Below are 21,731 nucleotides of genomic sequence, written 5' to 3'. Positions count from 1 at the left end.
CGCACCGCAGCGGCCTTCTCCTGCTCTGAATACCGACGCGTCGTCGGCTTCCCTACTGATACCTCGTTCGGCATGACCCCATCCTCGTTCCAAACTCAGGAGTCTCCAACTAACCCAGAGCGATTCAGTTGGTCATGAGTCCACACTCTCCATAATCGCGACCCATGAGCACCTCTCAGCGTGCCCAAAAGGGACTGTATTGGCTTGTCAGACCGACACTGCATGGAATCGCTCGACAGTGTACGCTCCACCGACATCGTTCAGTGTGTGCGGGGTCCTGATCGTGGCCTCATCCCCACGACCCAGCGCGAGAGGGACGCCGCCCAAGCCGTTAGTGGGGTGGCCGAGGACGCCGGTGAGACCATCAAGCAGGATGCCGCAGCCGCCACCGACCAGGTTGTTGGCCAGGCGCAGTCCTCGGCCGACACCGTCAGGGGTGACGCGGGCGTCGCCGTTGAGCAGACAAAGGATGACACCCGGCAGGCCCGTGCCGCGAGCTGACCGGTGACGCACCGGAGGTTCCGCCCCGCTCCGCGGGGCCGTAGCTTTCGTGCGTTGACGCAGCGTTTGATGAGAGGGCCGTCCCCACGGATATGGGGGCGGCCCTCTTCTCATGCGCTCTCTCGTGCCTGTGTGTCATGGCCGCGATCACTAGTGCGGCGATGGTGTGCTGGCTGACCATCGTGACGCGGCGTAACCGCGCTGGCTAAGCGGCCTAGCGGGTGGGGTTTCCTGCTGGCCTGGGCCACCCCGGATGCAAAAGTTCAACCCCGATTTGTGCGCCGAAAATTTCATCCCAACGGGTGGGATCGAGTGCACCCGGGCGTCGGCATAGTGGATGTTCTCGGCACGAAAGTCGTGGCCAGAGCTAGGAGAAGACGATGATCAGCGCAACCGACATCGACCGCCTGCTGAACGGCAAGGCAACCGTCTACGACCAGAACGACGAGAAGGTGGGCTCACTGAGCCAGATCTACCTCGACGACACCACAGGGGAGCCATCCTGGGCAACGGTCAACACCGGCCTGTTCGGCATGTCGGAAAGCTTCGTCCCGTTGGAAGGGGCCGATGCCCGCGGTGACGACCTCCGCGTCGGCTACACCAAGGACCAGATCAAGGACGCCCCCAACCTCGATGAGGACCACCACCTCGAGGCCGCCGACGAGGACCGTCTCTACGAGTACTACGCCATGCAGGGCTCAGGCCGGGCACAGGCCACCAACACCACCCGCGAGCACGAACACGAGCACACCCGTGATCATTCACCAGAGGTGGGCCAGACACACCCAGGCGCAGCCGATGAGGACTCCCTGACGCTGTCGGAGGAACGCCTCAACGTGGGGACCCAGACGCAAGAATCTGGTCGGGTGCGGCTGCGCAAGTACGTGGTGACCGAGAACGTCACCAAGACGGTCCCGGTCCAGCATGAGGAAGTCCGCATCGAACGTGTCCCCGTCGGTGAAGAGCGCAGCGGGCGCATCGATGAGGACGGTGGCGAGGTCGAGGTCACACTCCACGAGGAGAAGGCTGTGGTGGACAAAGACACCGTCGCCGTGGAAGAGGTCCGACTCGGCAAGGAAACCGTCACCGAGCAGGAAACGGTCAGCGCCGATGTCCGCAAGGAACGGCTCGACACCGACGACGACGACGGCCACCGCAACCGCTGACACCCCGGAAGCATTCCCGGCCCGGTGAGGTTCCTTGGGGGAGGAACCTCACCGGGCAGGTTTCAGGTCATCACCTGTTTCAACCCAGAATTTTTGACGAGTAATCATGTCCCTCACGTCCAAAGCGACCGGGCCTGTGGCGGCGCCCTTGCCGTTCGTGCAGGATTCCTTCACGGATTGATCACCCAGGCAGGCTTAGTGGTTGCTGCAGTCATGTTGGCGACCATGATCACACTCGGCGCCGCCGGTGCCGTGGGCGGTGTCTTGGGAACAGTCACCCGAAGACTTGGCCAAGCCGTGCAGGTGCAGCCAGGGCGGTTCGTTGTCACGAGCTGACTGGTTGCGGATCTCGTTGCAGGGTCCAGGTGGGGCCGTTGATGATTGTGCGGCGCTGCGCAACGACATATAGCCCGGGCATGTCCTGGGCGTAGATGCGGGCCAGTTTCTCGGCGTGGGTGTCCATCACGATCACTGCGTGGTGGCGGTCGGCCTCGGCCGCAAGGTGCGCGAACACCTGCCTCCGGAACGCGGCTGCGAGGCCGTGGCCTCGACGGCGTGCGAAGTGGTCACTGAGAATCCACGCTCCCGCCCGGAGATGAACCAGCTGGGATGCGTCGGCGGTGAAGTAGCCGACGAGCCACCCGCGCCCAACGCCTGTGGGCGTTGGTGAGCAGATATACAGCAGCGATAAAGACCAGGGCTGCGGCAACGAACACCACGACCACCACGGCGAACGTGGCCGCGGCGGTGCCGGTACCCAAGGGCCGAGTGACCCATGCACCGTAGGTGGCTGTGGTGATCGCCCCAACGGCAAGCCACCAGCAGCCCGCTCCGTGGAGTCGGGAGCGGATCGCCCACCAAACCAAGCACACTTCTCTGCGTGTTGTGAGTCCTTCCATGCCGGGCAGGGGTGCGGGTACAGCGTCCTGCCCGGTGGGTGGCGTCACTGCGCCCCGACGTCACTTTGGGTGCCGAAGACTACCCAGCGATGCGCGGCGTCGCTTGGGGTGGGGATCCGCCGAAGGGCAGAGAAGATGAGCTGATCGATGGTGTCCATGGTCGTTTCCTTTGGTACTGGTTGGGATCAAATCTATGGTGGAGCACTGGCATTGGTCGGGTTGGTGACCCACGTCCGTTGGACGCAAACCACCGCGCCTGCGTCACTGGATCTTGGCGCTGCAGGTGGGGCACACGTCGGCTGGCTCACCTCCCATGTCTTGGGTGAGGCTCCAGCCGGGCAGGGTCCCGTCTGTACTCCGGCCCTCGGCTGGGCACAGCATGCACTCCAATGGCACGAGGCTCTCCCACACCCCGTCACGGCTGATCGCTGAGTGGTCTTCGGTGGTCTCGTGCCAGTCGGCGCATTTGGGGCAGAACGGTGCGCTCAGTTGCTCGTTGAGGTCGAGCGTCACTGTGTCGGGGCGCCACTACTGCAGCTTGTGGCTGAGTGTCTTCCTCTGATCCATGGTCGTTCCTCCTGTCCTGGCTAGGCCGTCTACTTGGTGTTGTCGTAGACGTCGCCCTCGATGTAGGTCAGGCTCTGACCGGTGGCTGGGTGGGTGGCGGTGTAGTAGTAGGCGCCTTCGATGGGGTGGATCCTCCAGCCGGCCTCCTCGAGGGCGTCCCAGAGTTGGTCGTCACCTCCGGAGCCGGCGAAGAAGGCGTCTCCGGCGCTGGCGGCTGCGGATCCGCCCAAGGTCTCGATGATCTCGGCCACTGTGGTGGGTCGGTTGGTGCGGATGGTGGCGAGCTGGTCAGCGATGGCGGTCCAAAATCTGGTGGTCATGGTGTGTCCTCCTGGGAAGGGTGGGGTGCCTAGTGAACGTGGCCCCGTGGTCTGCCGGTGCTGGTGAGTGCCCGACTTTTGTTTTGCCCTTCTGGGCGATGAGGAATCTGACCGGCCTGAGCGGTCGGGGCACCACCCGGTAACTCCCTGGGGCCGGAGCAAAGTTTTTCGGCGTGCCGAAAACCCGGCAGGGGCGCGTAGCGCAGTGTGTGAGGACCGGTAAGGGACACGAGCGCAGCGAGTGGGGTGGTGCCCCGGACGCGGCCGGTCATGATGGAACCGCCAGAAGGGAGAACCTTCAATGGGATGTGCGGCCCGTCAGGGTCGCTCCGTCCACCACGAAGGTGGTGGACGCCGGCGGGCCGGCACCAAGTCGGCGGCGCCCGCGGGCGTCTCCGCTGGTTCCTCGATCCGGAGTTGTCGCAGCCTTGCCGGGGGTGTGGCCGATTCCCCGCGGCGCGTATGCAGTGTGGCTAGCGGGGTTAGCTAGGGGGTGGCGTGTTGGCTCCCTGACCACCTGTGGACAGCACGAGCAATATTCCTTCGGGCTCGTCCAGCCCACAGGGGGACAGCGAAAACCGTGCGCCTAGCGCAGGTAGTGCGATGGGAATGGAGGTAGGGTCCGGACCGCGTGGTCGATCGGGGCCCTACCTTCTCCAAGAAACCGCTCCGGTATCCAACGAGGGAGGGAAGCGCAGCCCAAAGGGCGCGCGAGCGTTCCCTAGTGTGTCTTGTTGGTTGAGAGAAAATGATCTGATCGTCATATCGACTGACCATCAAGAGCTGGTGGGGGCAGTGTGTCGATCTGGTGAGTGCGCCCCGCGTGTGGAGTCTTTTAGGCTGGCTCTTTGTACCATTTCGCGTAGAAGTCGATGCCGTCTTTGCCTGGGTTCTCGAGCGTGACGAAGACGCGGTCGAGATCGGGAACGATCGGGACGATGGCGATGGACCCTGGCCCATGTAGTGCCTCAGTGGTCACGGTTACCTTCAGTGGGGTGACCAGCGGTGGGCGAAGGATTCGATAGCGTGCTTGGCACGTCTCGGTTCCGACGGTGAGCCCGGAGATTTCACCAGCCCTGAGGGGTTCGAGGACTTCACGTACACCACCGAGAGGGCCCTGCAACGGGATCTCACTGCGCCGATTCAGCACAATCTGAAACACTCCGGCCAAAGCCGCGGACTCACCGGAAACCGGCCGGAACCAGTTCGTTGGCCAAGTGATTGTTCCGGTGACGGCCGCTTTCGATTGTAAAACAGTCAGCACCACTTGATAGGAGAACCGGCTCAAGGTTGAGTCACCCGCCAGGGCGGCGTCGACCAACAAAAACAGTTCACCGTTCTCGATCTCGAGAACGGCTTGGTCAGTGCCAAAGGCGAAGTTGGTGTCGTCGTTGCCGATACTGGCAAGCCCCACCGCCACACTCCATTGCTCAAGGCCCTCTGACGCGTGACGTAGGCGCAGCCGGATCTGTTCCCGTCGCACGTTCTCATCGCGACTCTTCCACTCAGGGCACGCGATCCCCGAAAGTACTTGCAGGGAACGGTCTTGAACGGCAAGGTTTGAAACGATCACACTGTGACCAGAGACCTGGGCCATGTCGGCAACATCAAGATTGATTGCCATCAGCGGCTCCTGCACTGTGAGAAGGCCCTGTCTCGGGACCCAGCAGGGCTTCAAAACTAGTTACTGCTGTGCCGTGACGGTTATTTGAGCCCTCCAAAAGGCTGGCCTTCAGCGTGTCCAGCACGACGTCGTCGATCGCGATCGGCGTCGAGGCGCGTTCCTCGTAGTTGAAGACGATGACGTCGAGGAAGACCGGTCTAGCGAGGTGGCGTGCACTCAGTAAGGTCAACAGGGCCTGAGAAATGGCAGGGTACGGCGTCTCCGGATCACCCAGCCAGTCCTCCAAATCCGAGGCAGCGACACTGTGGTCAACACCAACGGTGGCCAGCGACATGATCATCTGGGCTGGTGTTCCGACTGGTAGGCCCGTGGCGGGGGTGGGCGGCTCGTAGCAAAGGATCCAACTACTAATTTGGGCGTGACGAGTGCCGAACTGATTGTCCGACTTCGATGCCCACTCGACCGTGATTTGGACTCGCCCGCTGGGTTCAATTAGCAACTCTGGGCTTATTCGGTCGACCGCAATCACGAAATTGTCTCCCGCGTCCTCGAATGGTTTCTGCGTATGCGAAATCTGCATCATCGAGATGGTGGCGGTGCTGGAGTGTTGCAGTTGCTGTTGCGCTGGGTTCTCGCGGTCGTAGTTTCTCAGGTAGAGCGGTGTGGAAAACGTGCCCGTGTGCCGGTGCAGCTTGTCGTCGGAGTGGGTGTACTCCTCGATCCACGCCAGCGTGCGGACGAAGGCAAGAGTGTTGAACGGTGCTGGACCTAGTATCGGAATACGCACGACAGTTGATTCAGGTGGCCATTTGTTGAACTGATAAGGCATTACGGAATAGCACTCGTCAGGGGTTGGGATGGCATACACGCTCATGCTGGCACCACTTCCACGACGACTTCGAACAAGAACCGGTGCAGGAACGACGGCTCGCCCATCACCGCGAGCCAAAGCCCCAAGTACAATTCACCATTTCTCACACTTACAACGGCACGGTCGGTGCAGAACACCCAGGCGCTGTCACCGTTGCTGATACTGGCAAGCCCGACGTACGCGGCAGACGAACGAAGGACACCCACTGCCTGCCCCAGTCGGACATCTACGGCGATCTCCGCGTTCGTTGTTGAATCAACTGTCTGCTCCACCACGCCCGTGCCCGACACCACGATCAACTCAAGCCCGCGCGCGTCCAACGGGGTACGCAAGGCGGCGTGGCCGACCACCTGCCGGTCGTTGCGAACATCCAGCGACACGCTCACCACACTCACCTCCCGCTCAGCTGGGAACCAGGGGACAGGACCCGGACAACGAATCGAATATTGGGACTTATTATTTTGGTGTCTACTCCCCACTACTGCTCTCTGTCAATAGCTTCAGCGAGCACTGCAAGGAGACGCAGACGACATCCACACACACCATCACCGATGACGGAAAGTTTTAGTGAAAGGAAATAGGGCCCCGGTCGCCGAAGCGCCGGGGCCCTGACCTTCTCCAGGAAACCGCTCCGGTAACCAGCCGGTGCGGGGAACCGCGCTGCCTGTGAGGGCGCGCGACCGTTTCTAAGTGTGGCGTGGATCTCTGACACTGTGCTACCAGGGCCGGCCTTTTGGGGTGGGGGACCGGGGTGCCGGTGGTGGCCCTAGTCCGTTGGACGGGGCCACCGCCGGCGCCGATCAGTTGCCGTATTCCTCCATGATGTCGGCGGCGGAGGTGATCAGGGCGGCGCGGCCGTCGCGGATCAGCTCGTGGGGGTAGTGGCTCACGCTGCTGGTGACCGGGCCGGGGACCGCGAACACGGGTGCCCCAATGGCTTCGGCGGCGTGCACGGTTGCCTTGCTGCCGGTCCGCTGGGCTGCCTCGACCATGACAACTCCGCCGGTGAGGACACCGAGCAACTGGCTGCGGCGCTGGTGGGCTGCCTTGACCGGGCGGGCATCGGGGTCATATTCCGAGACGATGAGGCCACCAGCTGCCAGCACACCGGCATACAGGTTGGCGTGGGCGGTGGGGTGGATGATGTTGAGTCCGCAGGGGGCCACGATCACGGTGGGGGCGTTGCGGGCGCTGAGTGCTCCACGGGTGGCGGCGGCGTCGATGCCGAAGCTGCCTCCGATTGCCACGGTCCATCCCTCCTCAGCCAGATCGTGGGCAATCTGTGTGGTGACGTGGTTGCCGTAGCTGGTGGAAGCTCTGGCACCGCAGATGGTGATGCTGGTGGTCAGGACGTCGTGGAGGTTCGCAGTTCCGGTGACCCACAGCTGCGTCACGGGCGGCTCCAACTGGTCCAACTGGTCGGGCCATTCCGGGTCGCCGGGGACGATACGGCGTGCGTCGTAGAGGGCGGCGCTCACGCTGGTGATCTGGCTGGTGGTCATGGTGTTTCCTCCTGGGAAGGGTGGGGTGCCTGCGAAACGCGACCCCGTGGTCTGCCGGTGCTGGTGAGTGCCCGACTTTGTTCTTGTCCTTCTGGGCGATGAGGAATCTGATCGGCCTGAGCGGTTGGGGTGGCCACCCCCGGAACCCCGTGGACCGCAAGAGAATCCGGTGGCGGAATTAGCGCAGCGCGTCGCCGGATTGTCGAGGACCGGTAAGGGCGGAGCGCAGCGACGGGGGGTTGCACCACGGCCGCGGCCGATCATGATGGAACCGCCAGAAGGGAAAACCCTCAACCAGGGTGTGCGACCCGTCAGGGACGCTCGACTCCCACCACCGATGTGGTGGACGCCGGCGGCCGCCGGCACCAGGACGTTGACGCATCGCGGTGGGTTCGCGACGGTGATCCCATCGACGAGATCGACGTGAGTCACAGGAATGCTGCCCGAGTCAGCCGAAGGGCTGAGATACAGACGGCGCCCAAGGAACACGAATCACTAGGATTCTTGGAAAGAAAAACACAAGAGGAGAGACGAAGTTCAATCCATGAGTAGCGAGGGCCAGGTGTTTGATTCGGTGCTCGACATCGTCCGTACCGAACTCGATGACGACTACGTCGGACTGTGGACGCTCCCCGTGCACATCCGGCGAGCGAATCCGAGTGCCGACGATGCCAATGTTCGCAGACTGGCCGCTGCTATTCTGCGCGCTCTACTGAAGGATGGAGCCCGGCTCGGACGTCTCGACCGATGGACTGGCCAATTCCGACCTTGGCCAGCCGACGGATCCGTTGACTTTGTTATGACGCTTTGGCGAACATGGGGACGTGACCCAAATCTCAACGATGACATCTGGATAGACGCAATGGAAAGCCCGGCCCCGCCCCGTTGATGGCTACCGGAAGCAAGGACGTGTGAGCTGCTGCTTCAGGAAGGCTGTGGTCTAGAGGTTGGTGGCCACGGCTGCGGCGGCGTGAAGGCACGCGCGTCGGATGTTGCGGTCAGCAGGGTCCCGACCCGCTCTCGCCTGCTCGGGACGGCCGACGGGGGTGGTCATCCGACTTCTCGACCAATTCGTCGGGTGGCGGGGGAGGGGTGGCGCGAGCGCGAGCAGTTGGTGAAGCGTGCGCCGACAAAATCACCGGCGATTGCCAACCGTCCAGACGGACTGTACCCTCGGTTGATGCTCTCCGACGCTCGCTCTTCGATCCTGCAGGCGGCCTACGATCTCACTGTTGGTCGGCACGCTGTGCCGTCACTCGACGCCGTGGTGCGTGCCTCCGGTGTGTCCAAAGGTGGCCTGCTCCACCATTTCCCGACGCGGGTCGCGCTCCTGCAGGGGCTGGTCCGGTGGCTGAGTACCAAGTCGATCTCCTCATTCGACGAACTCTGTGAGAAGGGCTCAGCCGTCGACGCGTGGTTGAGGGCCTCAACGCCAGAGTCGGAGGAAATGAATGAGGTGTTCGTGCTCCTGACTGCGTTGCAGGCGTTGCGGGCAGCGGATGCGCTAGAGGACTGCGGACATGAGGAGTTCATCGCCCATGTCGACCGCAGACTCGCGGCTGAACTCGAAGGCCCCGATGCCAAGCAGCGGGCATTGCTGATTCGCGTGGTGGGAGACGGATTGTTCGTCAGTGCGCTACTTGGAGGCGGTCTTTCGCCATCGTCACGAGCGGATCTGCTTGCCACCCTGACCAGGGTGCAGCTCAGCTAGCCTCAGCACCCCCCACCACCTGTCTCTTCCCGCCGACCCATCCCGCAGCCACGGCCCCGCTTGACCCCCTGCTTCATCCACGAAGGACTATTTGCATGTCATTTTTCACCCAGCACACCTCCGCTGCGGAGATGTCGCACCGGCGGCAGTGGGCTGCACTAGCCGTCCTGATGCTGCCGGTGCTGCTGATCTCGGTGGACAACACTGTGCTGAGTTTTGCGCTGCCACTGATCACCGAAGACCTGGGTCCGAGCGCCTCAACACAGCTGTGGATCATGGACATCTACGCGCTCGTCCTGGCAGCACTGCTCATCACCATGGGCAGTCTGAGCGACCGCTTCGGCCGACGCCGTCTGCTGATCATCGGTGCCGTCGGTTTCGCTCTGGTGTCGGTTGCGGCGGCGTTCGCGTCGACTCCGGGACAGCTCGTGGCTGCTCGCGCCGCCCTGGGAGGTTTCGGGGCCATGTTGATGCCCTCCACCCTTTCCCTGTTGCGCAACATCTTCATCGACCCCATGCGCCGCCGCAAGGCGATCGCGATCTGGGCGACCGGCTTCGCGGCTGGCTCCAGCCTCGGTCCCATCCTCGGTGGCGTGCTGCTGGAGCATTTCCATTGGGGAGCGGTGTTCTTGATCTCGGTTCCCATTTTGTTTCCACTGTTGCTGCTGTACCGTTTCCTGCTGCCCGAGTCCAAGGACCCCAGCCCAGGACCCGTGGACCTGCTCAGCGTGGCGCTGTCCTTCGCAGGCATGTTCCTGGTGGTGTGGTCCATCAAGACCCTCGCCCACGAGGCCACCACAATCTGGCCCGTCGTCGCCGCCATGGCTGGCGCATTCTTCATTGCATGGTTCATCCGGAGACAGCTGCGCGCCACCACCCCTCTGCTCGACGTACGACTCTTCACGTACCTACCCTTCACCGCGTCGGTACTGGCCAACTTCCTCTCCGTCGTCAGTTTGATCTCGTTCATCTTCTTCATCTCCCAGCACCTGCAGCTCGTGCTCGAGTTGAGCCCCCTCAAGGCAGGACTGGTACTGCTGCCCGGCGCCATCCTTTCCGTGATAGCCGGCATCGGGGTAGTGGGGTTGAGCAAGCGCTGGGCTCCGAAATGGCTCATGGCCGTGGGACTGGTACTCATCGCGATCGGCTACGCCTCCGTCGTGGTGTTCCGTGGCGACTTCACCGTCGCAGCAATCCTCCTCGCGTTCGGTCTCATCGAGATCGGCATCGGCATGTCTCAAACACTCTCCAGCGACACCATCATCGGCTCCGTCCCCCCCGAGAAAGCAGGCTCAGCATCGGCCATTTCCGAGACCGCCTACGAACTCGGCGCCGTGGTGGGAACCGCAACGCTCGGCACCATGATCACCGCTTTCTACCGCGCCAACATCTCATTGCCGGCCGGGCTGACGGCTCAGCAGATGTCCGCGGCGGCTGAAACCCTCGGCGGCGCTGCGGCCGTGGCTGATGAGGTATCAGCAAGCACCGCCGACGCCCTGATGACATCTGCCCGCCTGGCCTTCGACTCAGGCGTGGGCTGGTTAGGTGTTCTGGGAACCCTGCTCTCACTGAGCGCCGCCGCCATCGTGCTGATCGGGTTCAAAGAACGCCGGCTCGCGGACGAGCCAACCGAGCAACCAACTCGCGAACAGCGACACAATGCCGTGACGGTCACATGAGGAAGTTCGATCACCAGTCAGCGGCTTATGGGGCCTGTATCACTAGAAGTACCTCCCCGGTGATGAGGTAGCGGAACCCATTGAAATCAGCGGGCGTCCCTATGGGAGGCTCGGGTGTAGCAGCGGCTGGTGGGTCAGGTCACACTGTCACCTGATCGTGCAGCAGACCCACCACGATGCAGGTGGGTCCCGGTTAGATTGCCCGTGACACCCGAAACTGCTGAAGTGGGTCCCGCTTAAACTGCCCTGGTGGGTCCAACCGACGCTGCCATAGTCATACGCCGTACCGCCGGTGCAACAAAGTGACGGAACCACGCTCGGGGTAGGCGGCATGCGTGACCCGGCGAAAGAGAACCCCGATCTGTGGGCCGGTCGTCAACCTGTGGACGGGTACATGCTGGCTCCCGGGACCGATGTCTTCCTCACCCTGGCTCTGTCGAGGGACGCGGCCGAAACTGGCCGAGTCCGCAGCCAGGTCATCACGTATCGGGTCGACGGAGAACTCTCCGACCGTCAAGCGACGTCCCGGCTGAGAATCATCCTCACACAGGACTGTCAAACCCTCAACGAAGACGCGTAGCCTCATCCCCACCCGATGCGGCAGAAGTGCGTGTTCGGTATGTGACTACTCGTAGTGGGTCCACATCCGAAGGATGTGGACGACGTGGCGATCAGGGAGCACTTCATAGACAAGTCGGTGTTGGATGTTGATGCGCCGTGAGTAGCAGCCGGCAAGGTCTCCGACCAACTTCTCGTACTTCGGTGGCGTGGTGAACGGGTCTTGGGCCAGAACCTCCAGAAGGTGCTGCGCCTTCGTCTTCAGCCCTGAGGAAGCCAGCTTCTTAGCGTCCTTCTGCGCCTGACGCGAGTACACCAGCATCCAAGGACTCACCAGTCCAGCTCAGTCGAGCCAGCGTCGACGCCCTCCGCGCGGGCGTGACGGATCGACTCGGCCAACCCCGGTACCGACTCAAGGAACAGCGTCTCCTGGATGGCCAACCAGTCCTCCTCGCCGACGAGCACGGCGTTGCCCCGCTGACTGGTGATGGTCAACGGTTCGGATTCCACGTTGACTTGGTCTATCAACCGGTACAGGTTCGCCCGGGCTGACGTTGCGCTCACAGCGGTCATGGATCCCACCTCCACCACGAGCGTACGTTAAGACGTACGCCCGCACAAACAATACTGGAGGCTCATGCCTGGGCCTCTACCATCGACGCGATTCAATACGGCCATCAATAGCCGACCAGATCACCCGCGAACGTCACAGAAGCGGCAGATGCGGATGCTCAGGCGGCGTCGTCCAGGCGACGGACCGTTGGCCGTCCAGCAGCACGTTCGGCAGCTAGGTCGTAGGCCGTCTGCATGGCCAACCACGCCCGGGCGCTTCCCACGCCGGCCTCCTCCAAACGAACCGCGAGGTTCGGACTGACCCGGGCATGCCCGTGCAGCACCCGACTCAACGCCACCCGAGAAATCCCCAACCGGGACGCGGCATCACCCACACCCAAGCCCAGCTCAGCGAGCACGTCCACCCGCAGAATCTCCCCGGGATGCACCGGTGTCTTCATCACCATCACCCTCACCTCCCTCAGTGGTAGTCCTGATAGTCGACCAACTCGACGTCTGCATCGATGAACCGGAACGTGACACGCCAGTTCCCATTCACCCAAATAAGCGAAACCAGAACACCGCCACTTACCGCAGACACTCGCACCGTGAAGCAACGCGATCGCCTCGGGGCCTGCCAGGACTCTGACCATCGTCAACAACCGTGATCAAATCGTTACACAGGATCACGAGTAGCTTACCAACTGATCGGTAAGCTAATCGTGTCATGGCCCCCATGGCAACCGGCGTTTACATAGGAGTAGGCCCATGAAGCTAACCCTCGTCCCTGTTGGGTGGAAGTCAAAGAAGATTTCCGTGTTCGCGGCTGCGGTCGCGGCCAGCGCACTGCTGATGTCCGGATGCTCGGGCGGCAACGACCCGGCCACTGACCCCTCTAGTACGGCTGGTTCGACCCAGTCCGGGGGAACCGTCCAGGGCACGGCCGCACTGACCATCGCGAAACCGGACGGCGCGATCACGACGCAGTCCAACAACCCCTACCTCGGCGACTCGTCCGCGTCGACGTACAGCTACCGCATGGTGATCTTTGAGCCCCTCGCCCTGGTGAACCCCACTGGCGCCCTGGAAACCACCCCGTGGCTCGCCGAATCTGTGGAGTGGAGCGATGACTTCACCTCTCTCACGGTGGTCCCCCGTTCGGGCGTCACGTGGAGTGATGGTGAGCCGTTTACCGGTGACGACATCGTCTACACCTTCGGCCAGTACCTCGACGGTCGCCTCACCGACACCTCCGGTCTCAATTACACCGGCGCGGACGTCGACGGCGACAAGATCACGTTGAACTTCAAAGACTCCATGTTTGTTCGCCAGGCGGCAGTGCTCCACACCCCCATCGTGCCCAAACACATCTGGGAGAAAATCGAGGACCCCGGCACGGACCCGCTCACGGGTGAAGGCCAAGTCGTCGGCACCGGCCCCTACGTCTTGTCCAACTGGTCGACCGAGTCCGTGACGCTGACGGCGCGCGACGACTGGTGGGGCGGCGCGTTGGCAGTGCCCACGTTGAACTACATCTCCTACGGCGACAATGCGGCTCTCACCACAGCCCTGGTCTCCGGGGATGCCGACTGGGCGCAGGCATTCCTGCCGCAAATCGAGGCCAGTTTCCTGGCCGCTGATGCTGAGCACAACAAGTACTTCGTTGCTCCCACCTCCGGCGCAGCGACCCTCTTCATGAACCTGCAACAACCACCGTTCAACGACAAGGCCTTCCGTGAGGCGATGGCGTACACAATTGACCGCCAAGCCTACGTAGATATCGCTCGCGAGGGTGCGAGCGAGGCGATCTGGAATAAAACGGGCCTGTCTGAACTACTGGCATCGGAGATCCTTCCCGAATTCGCCAGCGAGAAGTATTCGGTCGACAAGGACAAGGCTCGCCAAATCCTCACGGATGCTGGCTACTCGTGGAACGGTGACGACGAGCTCGTCAATCCTGGGGGTGACGTCGTCAGTTTCAAGCTTTCCGTCCCCGCCGGCTGGAGCGATTGGAACACCGAGCAACAGCTGATCTCCGAAGAGGTGAACGACATCCTCGGTGTCGAAGTCAAGATCGACCAGCCCGACTGGGGTGGCTGGGATGAGGCCCGAACGAAGGGCACGTTCGATGCCATCATCCACTGGCTCGAAGCCACGAACAACGCCTACGGTCTCTACACCTCAACGATGGACACGCGCTGGATCGGCGAGGACGGCAACGCCGGGTTCAACTTCGGTCGCTATGACAATCCCAAGGTCACCGAAGCGCTGAACGCCTACGCCTCATCCTCCACAGAGGAAGAGCGCACCACGGCGCTGGGGGTCATGCAGACTGCCTTCGTCGAAGACATTCCAGCTATCCCGCTGGGTGCGCACCCATTGCTCGGCGAGTACAACACTCGGAACTACGTGGGCTGGCCCGACGCCGACAACCCCTATGCCTCCGGTGATCCGACGCAGCCGACCATTGTTCAGATTCTGCAAAAGCTGAAGCCAGCGAACTGACGTATGTGTCCCGAGGGGGGTGGTGGCTGCGCCTCCACCCCCCCACTCAACGCTTCGACGACGAAAGCCGAGACATACCGATGAGCAACACACTTCTTTCCGTACGAGACTTCTCAGTGGTCTACGACGTGGACCCGCCGGTGCGAGCTGTCACAGAGGTCAGCCTGGATTTGCAGCGCGGCGAGATATTTGGCCTCGCTGGGGAGAGCGGTTGCGGGAAAACCACACTCGCCTACGGCATCCAGAGGCTACTCAAGCCCCCCGCCGTCATCACCGGCGGTGAAGTGATCCTGCACGACGTATCGGGCACCGACATCGATATCAACAGCCTCGACGCCGCGCAGATGCAGAGCTTTCGGTGGGACAAGATCTCCATGGTGTTCCAGGGTGCGATGAACGCCCTGAACCCTGTCGCACCCATCGGTAGACAGTTGGAAGATGTGTTCATCGTCCACCGCCCCGATTTGTCAAAGAAGGAGCGCCGCACCGAGGTTTCCGAGCTCCTTGAAATAGTCAAGGTGGGTGCGGAGCGTGCGCGGTCCTTCCCCCATGAACTCTCCGGCGGCATGCGTCAGCGTGTCATGATCGCGATGGCTCTCGCCCTGCGTCCCCAGTTGATGATCATGGATGAGCCCACCACCGCTCTCGATGTTCTGGTGCAGCGCGAGATCCTCAAACAGATTTCAACGCTGCGTCACGAGTTCGGTTTCACAGTGGTCTTCATCACACACGATCTACCACTCCTGCTGGAAATCTCAGACCGCATAGCGATCATGAAGGGAGGTGAGATCGTCGAAATGGGTACGTCCGAGCAGCTGTGGAGAAACCCCCAGAACGACTACACCAAGACGCTCCTGGCGTCGTTTCCTCGACTCACGGGTGCGAAGGGAGTGGTGTCCCGATGACCACGCTGGAGTTCAAGCACGTCACCAAAATTTATAATGTTCGCGGCGCAGGCCAGATCAAGGCTTTGGACAACGTGAGCTTCACGCTCGCGTCGCACCAGACGATCGGGCTTGTTGGGCAGTCCGGCAGCGGCAAGTCCACGATCGCCAAGATTCTCACGCAGCTCGAAACGCACACCTCCGGCGAAGTCCTTCTCGATGGTGCGCCCATACCAATCCGAGGCAAGGGCCTCCGGAAGTACCGTCAGCAGTTGCGCATGGTGTTCCAGGATCCGTTCGCCTCGCTGAATCCTTACCACACGATCCGTCACCACATTGAGCGCCCGCTGCTCCTCGACAACGTGGTTCCGAGAGCGGAAGTGGATGGTGAAGTTCGACGGCTTCTCGAGCGCGTACGACTCGTGCCAGGCGAAACCATCGACCGGCGGCCGCACGAGCTCTCCGGGGGACAGAGACAGCGCGTTGCCATAGCCCGAGCACTCGCATCGCGTCCGTCGTTACTCATCGCCGACGAACCGGTGTCCATGTTGGACGTGTCCATCCGGTTGGGGGTGCTGAACCTGCTTGCCGATCTTCAAAAGGAAGAAGGTCTGGGAGTCCTCTACATCACCCATGACCTCGCCACCGCGCGTCACTTCAGCGACGACATCATGGTGCTGAATCAAGGAAGGGTTGTCGAACACGGCAGCGCCGACTCCGTCATCCTCCACCCCCAAGACCCATACACGAAGAGCCTCCGCGACGCATCCCCGGACCCGGACAAGCACTTCGCTCAACTTCAGACCTTCACCCCATTTCAACCCAGTGTGGGAGGTGCACAGTGAACTCCGATGTGGCAGGCGCACCAACGGGTGTAGGCACAGTTGGCCCAGTCAGCCCCGAACCGTCAGACCCTCTGGAAATGGGGACGACGGCGACGAAAATCCACAACAAGAGGGCTCGTATTCCATGGCGCTTCCTCGGTAAGAGGGCATTGTTCTACACGTTCACCTTGTGGGCGGCACTGACCATCAACTTTTTCCTTCCCCGCATGATGAAAGGTGACGCCGTCAGCGCCTACCTTGCGCGGAACCAGAACATCAGCCAGGAAGCGGCAGACGCGCTGCGCGCACTGCTGGGTCTCGATACAGACAAGACCCTGTGGCAGCAGTACATGGACTACTGGGCACTCCTGCTGCGGGGCGACCTCGGAATCTCCATCTCCCACGGTCTTCGCCCTGTGATCGAGGTGATTTCTGGGGCGCTTCCCTGGACCATTGGGCTCGTGGGGGTCGCGACGGTCATCGCTTTCACCGTCGGCACGCTCGGTGGGGCTTTCATTGGTTGGAGGCGTGGCAGCCGTTTGGACCTGTTCATCCCGCTGACCACGTTCCTCAGCACCATCCCGTACTTCTGGCTCGGGCTCCTCGCGATCACGGTGTTTTCCGTGAACCTCCGGTTGCTTCCTATCGGCAAGGCGTTTGGAGTGGGATTGTCGCCCACATGGTCGTGGGACTTCATCTCCTCCGTGATTGAGCACGGCGTTCTGCCTGCAAGCACCATCGTCCTTGCATCGCTGGGAGGCTGGATGCTCGGTATGCGCAACATGATGCTGACGGTGCTTGACGAGGACTACATCACCGTCGCCCAGGCCAAGGGCATGCCCAATCGTCGCGTGTTGTGGCGCTACGCCGCGCGCAATGCCGTTTTGCCGCAAATCCAGAGCTTCGCGTTGTCACTGGGATTCATCGTCGGCGGCACGATCGTCATGGAGATGGTGTTCAGCTACCCGGGCGTTGGAAAAATGCTGCTCGACGCCACCAACGCGAAGGACTACGCCCTGATGCAAGGAGTGTTCCTCATCATCACCCTGTCTGTCCTGGTTGCCAACATCGCCGCCGATGTGGCCTACGCCTTTCTCGACCCACGTACCCGCCAAACGGAGTCCTGAGCAATGAGCACACAACAGGTTATCGACGCAAGTACCGCCATCCCAACCGATCCGCCCCCACCGCCGGTCTCGGTATCCAGCAGGCTTGGATCCGCCTTTGCAATGTTTCGCAATAAGAAATCCATTGCGGGACTCGTCATCCTAGGATTTTTCCTGCTGGTAGCAATTTTTGCGCCGTGGCTCGCCCCGTACCCGGCTACCCAAATCAACGCCAAGGCGAGGCTGCAACCTCCATCGACACTCAACTGGCTGGGCACCACGCATCTGGGCGAAGACGTGTTCAGCCAGATCATCTGGGGAACACGCGGTGTCATGGTCGTCGGCATTCTCGCCACCGTGATCGCCATCACCATCGCCGTGGTCGTCGGCGTGGTCTCCGGATACACGACTGGGTGGAAAAGCGAGTCATTGTCAGCGCTGGCCAACGTGTTCCTCGTCATCCCCGGCCTGCCGCTGATCATCATCGTTGCGTCGCTCTTCGAGGATCCCCCGCTCTGGGTCATTGCCACCGTTCTCGGCCTGACTGGTTGGGCTTGGGGCGCACGCGTGCTCCGGGCACAAACAATGTCACTGCGGAACAGGGATTTTGTTCTCGCCGCCAAGGCCAACGGTGAGCCGCTACACCGAATCATTGCGGTCGAGATGCTGCCCAACCTGTTGGGCCTCATCGCCGCGAGCGTCGTCGGTACCATGACTGCGGCGGTGATCGGCTTGACGACCCTGTCCTTCATCGGTGTCATCCCCGTCAGCAACTACAACTGGGGAACCATCCTTAACTGGGCGTCGGCGCAAGGCGCGTTCAGACAGAATCAATGGTGGTGGTACGTCCCGCCAGGCCTATGCATCGCCGCCATCGGCGTGGCCCTTTCGCTACTCAACTTCGGAATCGACGAGTACATCAACCCTCGTTTGCGCTCGGCGGGGGAGCGCGCCCGAGCGTTGAAGAAGCGCGGCATGGACGTCAACGATCCCCTCACCCAGGTCCGCAGCATCACACCCAGCGGGAAGAGTGATTGATCCCTGACTCCCATCCCTGCCCTGCAGATCCTTCCCCTGGCGTTCGTGGCCAACTGCGCCGCGCGATTCGTAAAGGTTTCACCATGTCTTCCAACCCGACACTTCCCTACCTTGACCCCGAGCTGTCCGTCCACGACAGGGTTCTGGACCTCCTTGGGCGTATGACGGTGCCCGAAAAGATTGGGCAGATGATGCAAGTAGATGCGCGAGGGGACCTCGATGCGTTGGTTCGGGAGCGCACTGTCGGATCAATCCTGCACACGTCGCCGCAGCGCATTACGCAGGCGTATGAACTCACTCAGCAAACCCGGTTACGTATTCCGCTGCTCGTGGGTGAGGACTGCATCCATGGCCACTCGTTCTGGCCCGGCGCGACGATCTTCCCCACACAGCTGGGCATGGCCGCATCCTTCAACCCGGAGCTGGTGCGGCAGGTCGCGCGCGCGACTGCCATCGAGGTGGCGGCCACGGGTACACATTGGACGTTTAGCCCGGTGCTATGCGTCGCCCGCGATCTTCGATGGGGGCGGGTCAATGAGACCTTCGGGGAAGACCTGCACCTCATTGCCGAGCTCGCCGTGGCCATGGTGGAGGGCTACCAGGGCGCTGGCCTGGATGACCCCACGGCGATTCTGGCCACCGCCAAACACTTTGCTGGGTACAGCGAGACGCAGGGAGGACGCGACGCCTCAGAGGCCGACATCTCACACCGCAAAATGCGTTCGTGGTTTTTGCCCCCGTTCGAGGCGGTGGCGCGGGCCGGCTGCGCCACTTTCATGCTCGGCTACCAAAGCACTGACGGTGTGCCCGTGACCTTAAACGAGTGGCTGCTGTCAGAGGTGCTGCGCGGCGAGTGGGGCTATACGGGGACATTGATCACAGACTGGGACAACGTTGGCCGGATGGTGTGGGAGCAGCAGATACAGCCAGACATTGCCCACGCGGCGGCCGCCGCCACCAAAGCCGGCAACGACATGATCATGACCACACCCTCGTTCTTCGAGGGTGCGCAGAAGGCCCTGGAGCTAGGGCTTCTCGAGCCTGACGCCTTTGACCGCGCTGTCGCCCGCATCCTCACGCTGAAGTTCGAGTTCGGGCTCTTCGAGAACCCCCGGCTTCCCTGTGAGGAACGGATCTCCACGGTGGTTGGAACGCATCAGGACCTGAATCTGCAGGTGGCACGTGAGTCGCTTGTCCTGCTGGAGAACGACGGAACCCTTCCCCTCTCGGCGCCGTTGAAGGTCGCCGTCGTCGGCCCTGTGGCCGATGACGTGGATTGCCTCCTTGGCGACTGGGCGGGGGCCTCCGGTCAAGCCGACATGCCCAACGGGCAGCCGCGTGACATGTCGATAACGCCGCTGGAGGGCATCCGCGCAATCGTCGCCGAACTGGGTGGCGCAGTCACGTACGCGCGCGGCGCCGACATTGTCAACGTCGAGCCGCACCCCGACGGCCCCCACCACCCCGACGGTCAGCCACGCATGCCGGTCATCACGTCGTCACCGCTCGACCAGTCGCAACTCGACGACGCGGTCACGATCGCCGAGGAAGCCGACGTCGTCGTCGCTGTCGTGGGCGACAACATCTACCTGGTGGGCGAGGGACGCTCCACGGCAACGTTGAACCTCATGGGCGGACAAAACGCTCTGCTCGACGCCATGGTGGCCTCCGGCAAGCCCGTGGTGATTGTGCTGCTCGCGTCGAAGCCGTTGGTGCTGCCGGCCTCAGCAGAAAAGGCTGCTGCCATCATCTGGGCTGCCAACCCGGGCATGCGGGGAGGCCAGGCTCTCGCAGAGCTGCTCTTCGGCAGGATCGAACCGGTGGGCCGGCTCCCGATCTCGTTTGCGCGCCACGTTGGCCAGCAGCCGACCTACTATGCCCAGATTCGCGGTCAGCATGGTGACCGATACGCCGACCTCTCCCAGGATCCGGCGTGGGTCTTCGGTGAGGGCAAGTCGTACACCACCATCACCTACAGCAACTTGACGCTCGACTCCAGCGCCCCGGGACGAGAGGACTCGGTCGTGGGCCGGGTGAGGTTGACGAACACCGGATCGCGGCCAAGCCGCGAAACCGTGCAGGCATATATTCGCGACAAGATGACGAGCGCCAGCTGGGCGGACAGGGAACTCAAAGCGTTCACGCATGCGTGGGTGCAGCCGGGCGAGTCGATCGACGTGGAAGTGCGCGTACCCGTCGCCGAGTGCACAATCGTTGACGCTGCGGGCAACCGCATCGTCGAGCCGGGCGAGTTCAGCCTGCTCGTCGGACCCACCTCCAGACCCACGGATCTACTGGAAGCGCCCTTCGCCGTCGAGTAGGCCTTCCAGCTCTTCCCGACCGCCTCACGGGCTATGTCGTGGCCAGGAATCCACACAGCTCATCACTGGACGGCACAGCTGCATAGCCCGAGCGGTGCGGTACCAGGTCCATCGACCGAAAGCTGGCTAACGCAACTCGCCACTGGGTTCGATCACGTATAGGACGACGGGTGGTGGCCCGCACAAGGCCAGAGGAGTTCCAAGGTGATCGACCAAGAGCGGATCAGACGTCTCCCCACGACGCGTCCAGAGACCCACGCGAAACGTATCGTCCATCGTGCAGGGCGGATCGGCGGCAAGTTAGGATGGAGTTACTTCACACTCAGCAAGGCTGTAAGAAAATGATGACCACGTGGTTACGGGGGAAAGGTGCCGTGTGGCAGGAAGAGCTGGCCGGCAACCTCTTCTGGTCCTGCCGCTCCCAAGTGAAGAACAACCGACTATTGAAAAGAAGTGATTGCAACCATGAGCGTCACGAAACGCACGCCGCGCATGCGTCCTGAGACGCTGAGACGTCGACGGGACATACTCCGCGCGGCCACCCAGGTGTTCGGCAGTAAGGGCTACACCAACGGCACCCTCGGTGACATAGCCGACCTCGTAGGAATGACGAACGCCGGAATCCTTCACCACTTCGGAACGAAAGATCATCTCCTGCTGGAGGTTCTGACGTACCGCGACGAGACTGACGTGGAGGATCTGGCAGAGCAGCACATCCCCGGTGGAAGCGAGTTCTTCCGACACCTCATACGGACGGCCTTCGCCAACGCGCAGCGCGCGGGAATCGTACAAACCTTCGCTGTGCTCTCCGGCGAGTCGGTCACGGATGGCCACCCAGCCGCCCAGTACTTCGCCGACCGCTACGCCACGCTGCGTGGCGAAGCCCAAAAAGCCTTTCACGTCATGTGCGCCGAGAGTGGCATCACCGAACCGGACACCCTCGAGCATGCATCAGCGGCCATTCTGGCCGTCATGGACGGCCTGCAGGTGCAATGGCTCCACAATCCCACCGACGTCCGCCTGGCCGAGGCCACCGAGTTCGCCATCGAGGCAATCGTCTCCAGCGTGCTCAAACCGCAAGAATCACTGCTGCGGTGAGGTAG

At 62.2% G+C, this 21,731-nt stretch carries 22 protein-coding genes; 12 read left to right on the top strand and 10 right to left on the bottom strand.

Translation table 11 applies throughout. The features are described 5' to 3' along the window. Positions 1 to 267 precede the first annotated feature (267 nt). Both EAX62_RS16155 and EAX62_RS16150 read left to right on the top strand, forming a co-directional pair. Complete coding sequence (locus EAX62_RS16155) at positions 268 to 501, top strand: hypothetical protein (RefSeq protein WP_147454154.1); 234 nt, start codon at positions 268 to 270, stop codon at positions 499 to 501. Positions 502 to 881: 380 nt separating this feature from the next. After that, on the top strand, positions 882 to 1,667 hold the full coding sequence (locus EAX62_RS16150; protein WP_121902765.1) for a DUF2382 domain-containing protein: 786 nt from the start codon (positions 882 to 884) through the stop codon (positions 1,665 to 1,667). Between the two features lie 325 nt (positions 1,668 to 1,992). Here the strand turns inward: EAX62_RS16150 and EAX62_RS16785 are convergent, their stop codons facing one another. The 7 genes from EAX62_RS16785 to EAX62_RS16780 form a co-directional block, all read right to left on the bottom strand. Further along, positions 1,993 to 2,376 carry a hypothetical protein gene (locus EAX62_RS16785; RefSeq protein WP_158600714.1) on the bottom strand — a complete coding sequence of 128 codons (384 nt, stop codon included), beginning with the start codon at positions 2,374 to 2,376 and terminating at the stop codon, positions 1,993 to 1,995. A gap of 451 nt (positions 2,377 to 2,827) precedes the next feature. Continuing rightward, positions 2,828 to 3,079, bottom strand: coding sequence for a hypothetical protein (locus EAX62_RS16140; protein ID WP_121902763.1), 252 nt, complete (start codon positions 3,077 to 3,079; stop codon positions 2,828 to 2,830). Between the two features lie 83 nt (positions 3,080 to 3,162). Continuing rightward, positions 3,163 to 3,453, bottom strand: a complete 291-nt coding sequence (locus EAX62_RS16135; RefSeq protein WP_121902762.1) for a hypothetical protein — start codon at positions 3,451 to 3,453, stop codon at positions 3,163 to 3,165. An 835-nt stretch (positions 3,454 to 4,288) separates the two neighbouring features. Continuing rightward, the gene (locus EAX62_RS16130) at positions 4,289 to 5,077 is read right to left on the bottom strand and encodes a hypothetical protein (protein ID WP_147454153.1); all 789 of its coding nucleotides are present in this window, start codon (positions 5,075 to 5,077) and stop codon (positions 4,289 to 4,291) included. Continuing rightward, positions 5,061 to 5,951, bottom strand: coding sequence for a hypothetical protein (locus EAX62_RS16125; protein ID WP_121902760.1), 891 nt, complete (start codon positions 5,949 to 5,951; stop codon positions 5,061 to 5,063). Before EAX62_RS16125 ends, EAX62_RS16130 begins: the two co-directional genes overlap by 17 nt. Then, positions 5,948 to 6,334: a hypothetical protein gene (locus EAX62_RS16120; RefSeq protein WP_121902759.1), complete on the bottom strand. Its 387-nt coding sequence runs from the start codon at positions 6,332 to 6,334 to the stop codon at positions 5,948 to 5,950. The genes EAX62_RS16125 and EAX62_RS16120 overlap by 4 nt, the downstream gene beginning before the upstream one ends. A 414-nt stretch (positions 6,335 to 6,748) precedes the next feature. Continuing rightward, positions 6,749 to 7,450, bottom strand: coding sequence for a DNA-processing protein DprA (locus EAX62_RS16780; protein ID WP_158600713.1), 702 nt, complete (start codon positions 7,448 to 7,450; stop codon positions 6,749 to 6,751). Positions 7,451 to 8,630: 1,180 nt separating this feature from the next. Between EAX62_RS16780 and EAX62_RS16110 the strand changes: the two genes are divergently transcribed. From EAX62_RS16110 to EAX62_RS16100, 3 genes are all read left to right on the top strand, one after another. Then, on the top strand, positions 8,631 to 9,161 hold the full coding sequence (locus tag EAX62_RS16110) for a TetR/AcrR family transcriptional regulator (RefSeq protein ID WP_121902757.1): 531 nt from the start codon (positions 8,631 to 8,633) through the stop codon (positions 9,159 to 9,161). Between the two features lie 95 nt (positions 9,162 to 9,256). Continuing rightward, positions 9,257 to 10,840, top strand: coding sequence for an MFS transporter (locus tag EAX62_RS16105; protein WP_121902756.1), 1,584 nt, complete (start codon positions 9,257 to 9,259; stop codon positions 10,838 to 10,840). Between the two features lie 331 nt (positions 10,841 to 11,171). After that, a complete protein-coding gene (locus EAX62_RS16100) occupies positions 11,172 to 11,420 on the top strand; it encodes a hypothetical protein (protein WP_147454151.1) in 249 nt (82 codons plus the stop codon). A gap of 45 nt (positions 11,421 to 11,465) precedes the next feature. Here the strand turns inward: EAX62_RS16100 and EAX62_RS16095 are convergent, their stop codons facing one another. The 3 genes from EAX62_RS16095 to EAX62_RS16085 all read right to left on the bottom strand — a co-directional run bounded on the left by EAX62_RS16095 (position 11,466) and on the right by EAX62_RS16085 (position 12,411). Continuing rightward, on the bottom strand, positions 11,466 to 11,732 hold the full coding sequence (locus EAX62_RS16095) for a Txe/YoeB family addiction module toxin (protein WP_199711352.1): 267 nt from the start codon (positions 11,730 to 11,732) through the stop codon (positions 11,466 to 11,468). Beyond that, positions 11,729 to 11,971 (bottom strand): type II toxin-antitoxin system Phd/YefM family antitoxin, encoded by a 243-nt coding sequence (locus tag EAX62_RS16090; RefSeq protein WP_121902772.1) that lies wholly within the window; start codon positions 11,969 to 11,971, stop codon positions 11,729 to 11,731. The genes EAX62_RS16095 and EAX62_RS16090 overlap by 4 nt, the downstream gene beginning before the upstream one ends. Positions 11,972 to 12,129: 158 nt before the next feature. After that, complete coding sequence (locus tag EAX62_RS16085; protein ID WP_199711351.1) at positions 12,130 to 12,411, bottom strand: HigA family addiction module antitoxin; 282 nt, start codon at positions 12,409 to 12,411, stop codon at positions 12,130 to 12,132. A 307-nt stretch (positions 12,412 to 12,718) separates the two neighbouring features. Here EAX62_RS16085 and EAX62_RS16075 point away from each other — a divergent pair, with 307 nt between their 5' ends. From EAX62_RS16075 to EAX62_RS16045, 7 genes are all read left to right on the top strand, one after another. Beyond that, positions 12,719 to 14,455 (top strand): ABC transporter substrate-binding protein, encoded by a 1,737-nt coding sequence (locus EAX62_RS16075; protein WP_121902753.1) that lies wholly within the window; start codon positions 12,719 to 12,721, stop codon positions 14,453 to 14,455. Between the two features lie 80 nt (positions 14,456 to 14,535). Then, entirely contained in the window at positions 14,536 to 15,360 is an 825-nt protein-coding gene (locus tag EAX62_RS16070; RefSeq protein ID WP_121902752.1) for an ABC transporter ATP-binding protein, read from the top strand. After that, positions 15,357 to 16,184: an ABC transporter ATP-binding protein gene (locus EAX62_RS16065; protein ID WP_121902751.1), complete on the top strand. Its 828-nt coding sequence runs from the start codon at positions 15,357 to 15,359 to the stop codon at positions 16,182 to 16,184. Before EAX62_RS16070 ends, EAX62_RS16065 begins: the two co-directional genes overlap by 4 nt. A gap of 77 nt (positions 16,185 to 16,261) precedes the next feature. Beyond that, on the top strand, positions 16,262 to 17,290 hold the full coding sequence (locus EAX62_RS16060; RefSeq protein WP_121902750.1) for an ABC transporter permease: 1,029 nt from the start codon (positions 16,262 to 16,264) through the stop codon (positions 17,288 to 17,290). Positions 17,291 to 17,293: 3 nt separating this feature from the next. Beyond that, the gene (locus EAX62_RS16055; protein WP_121902749.1) at positions 17,294 to 18,307 is read left to right on the top strand and encodes an ABC transporter permease; all 1,014 of its coding nucleotides are present in this window, start codon (positions 17,294 to 17,296) and stop codon (positions 18,305 to 18,307) included. A gap of 83 nt (positions 18,308 to 18,390) precedes the next feature. After that, positions 18,391 to 20,628 (top strand): glycoside hydrolase family 3 N-terminal domain-containing protein, encoded by a 2,238-nt coding sequence (locus EAX62_RS16050; RefSeq protein WP_121902748.1) that lies wholly within the window; start codon positions 18,391 to 18,393, stop codon positions 20,626 to 20,628. Positions 20,629 to 21,093: 465 nt separating this feature from the next. Continuing rightward, positions 21,094 to 21,726 (top strand): TetR/AcrR family transcriptional regulator, encoded by a 633-nt coding sequence (locus EAX62_RS16045; protein WP_121902770.1) that lies wholly within the window; start codon positions 21,094 to 21,096, stop codon positions 21,724 to 21,726. Positions 21,727 to 21,731: the final 5 nt, after the last annotated feature.

The organism is Tessaracoccus antarcticus (assembly GCF_003688855.1).
GTDB lineage: Bacteria > Actinomycetota > Actinomycetes > Propionibacteriales > Propionibacteriaceae > Arachnia > Arachnia antarctica.
This window is presented reverse-complemented; position numbering and strand designations above follow the sequence as displayed.

Coding starts and splice junctions, on each gene's coding strand:
- EAX62_RS16125 (WP_121902760.1), bottom strand. CDS start 5,951: ATGAGCGTGTATGCCATCCCAACCCCTGACGAGTGCTATTCCGTAATG.
- EAX62_RS16070 (WP_121902752.1), top strand. CDS start 14,536: ATGAGCAACACACTTCTTTCCGTACGAGACTTCTCAGTGGTCTACGAC.
- EAX62_RS16130 (WP_147454153.1), bottom strand. CDS start 5,077: ATGGCAATCAATCTTGATGTTGCCGACATGGCCCAGGTCTCTGGTCAC.
- EAX62_RS16050 (WP_121902748.1), top strand. CDS start 18,391: ATGTCTTCCAACCCGACACTTCCCTACCTTGACCCCGAGCTGTCCGTC.
- EAX62_RS16135 (WP_121902762.1), bottom strand. CDS start 3,453: ATGACCACCAGATTTTGGACCGCCATCGCTGACCAGCTCGCCACCATC.
- EAX62_RS16150 (WP_121902765.1), top strand. CDS start 882: ATGATCAGCGCAACCGACATCGACCGCCTGCTGAACGGCAAGGCAACC.
- EAX62_RS16110 (WP_121902757.1), top strand. CDS start 8,631: ATGCTCTCCGACGCTCGCTCTTCGATCCTGCAGGCGGCCTACGATCTC.
- EAX62_RS16105 (WP_121902756.1), top strand. CDS start 9,257: ATGTCATTTTTCACCCAGCACACCTCCGCTGCGGAGATGTCGCACCGG.
- EAX62_RS16055 (WP_121902749.1), top strand. CDS start 17,294: ATGAGCACACAACAGGTTATCGACGCAAGTACCGCCATCCCAACCGAT.
- EAX62_RS16090 (WP_121902772.1), bottom strand. CDS start 11,971: ATGACCGCTGTGAGCGCAACGTCAGCCCGGGCGAACCTGTACCGGTTG.
- EAX62_RS16075 (WP_121902753.1), top strand. CDS start 12,719: ATGAAGCTAACCCTCGTCCCTGTTGGGTGGAAGTCAAAGAAGATTTCC.
- EAX62_RS16780 (WP_158600713.1), bottom strand. CDS start 7,450: ATGACCACCAGCCAGATCACCAGCGTGAGCGCCGCCCTCTACGACGCA.
- EAX62_RS16045 (WP_121902770.1), top strand. CDS start 21,094: ATGAGCGTCACGAAACGCACGCCGCGCATGCGTCCTGAGACGCTGAGA.
- EAX62_RS16060 (WP_121902750.1), top strand. CDS start 16,262: ATGGGGACGACGGCGACGAAAATCCACAACAAGAGGGCTCGTATTCCA.
- EAX62_RS16085 (WP_199711351.1), bottom strand. CDS start 12,411: ATGAAGACACCGGTGCATCCCGGGGAGATTCTGCGGGTGGACGTGCTC.
- EAX62_RS16100 (WP_147454151.1), top strand. CDS start 11,172: ATGCGTGACCCGGCGAAAGAGAACCCCGATCTGTGGGCCGGTCGTCAA.
- EAX62_RS16065 (WP_121902751.1), top strand. CDS start 15,357: ATGACCACGCTGGAGTTCAAGCACGTCACCAAAATTTATAATGTTCGC.